This is a genomic window from Serratia sp. LTN-2 (assembly GCF_059740205.1).
In genome coordinates this window covers 72,222-73,275 of sequence record NZ_JCAXDO010000018.1, presented here as the reverse complement: position 1 = coordinate 73,275, position 1,054 = coordinate 72,222, and the positions used below count along the sequence as shown (strand labels likewise).

Sequence of the window (1,054 nt, the reverse complement as noted above, 5' to 3'; positions counted from 1 at the left end):
CATACCGTCGGCATGTGTATCTCCAGGCTGGCCAGAGAGTTAAGCCCGAAGGACGCTAAAGGAAATGTCATCCCGGATACAGAGGTGACAGTGTCACGCTTATCCCGCCTGATTGAAGAGCAGGTACGCTTTGGTGTGCTCGGGCTGGCGGAAGAGCGCACCTGGGATCGGGAATCCCGCTCCTGGCTGCCGACCTATGTCTATATCACCCACCTGGGATTCCAGATGCTGGGCGTCAATATGGACAAGCTGTTTAAGGAGCAGGATAAGAAGCTCCGTCAGAGCGCCGAGCGCGAGCAGCTGATCCGGGACGGGGTGATTAACGAATATGATGATGTTCAGCCCCACTCTGCGCGTAAATGCTGGTCTGCCCGTAAGCGCCGTGAAGCACTGATTTACCGTCGTAAAAAAGGCGCTGAGCGTAAACGTGCCAATAATCTGATAAAGCTGCCGGTGGATGAACGTCTTCATGCCATGGAAAAATGGGTTTTCAAAACCCTTCCTCATGATGAGGCGTACTGGTGTACGCCGGAACGACTGACACAGCTGGCGATTCAGCATCTTTACCAGCTGGACCTGGCGCTGTCACCGCCGAACTAGCCGCGACATACGGCACATCATCTCCCTCTGTTCACATGCCCCTCGCCGGGGCTTCTGGTGCTGGTTTTTCCCGGAAAAATTGACCATTTTTGGTACCCTCCACCCGGTCGGGCGGCATTTTCTGACGCAAACGCATTACCCTGATGGCCTGGAATACCGATGAATTCTTTTTTCCACAGAAATCCGCAAACGAATAAGTCACCTTTTCCGGAAATGAAAAAAACAGAACCCGCAATTTAATCTAACCCCCTTTTTTTATCGCTCTGTTCATTTCATTCCAGAGTGGATCTTTGTCTTCCGCCACTCTGTGGATAATCAAAAAGGCCTTCGCATGCAGCGGCCTCACAACCGCGCGCTCAGATGAAAATCAAAAGTACCTCCCGTCGCAGGCGACGGGCCCCTTTCTGGCCAGAACCTGACACCGTCTCCTGGCCTGACCCCTGCTAAACCGACG

General features: G+C 53.3%; 1 protein-coding gene. It reads left to right on the top strand.

What is annotated here, in order from left to right:
- On the top strand, window positions 1-600 hold a 600-nt coding region (repA, locus tag AC6BYQ_RS23835), incomplete at its 5' end, for a plasmid replication initiator RepA (RefSeq protein WP_498057641.1).
- Window positions 601-1,054: the final 454 nt, after the last annotated feature.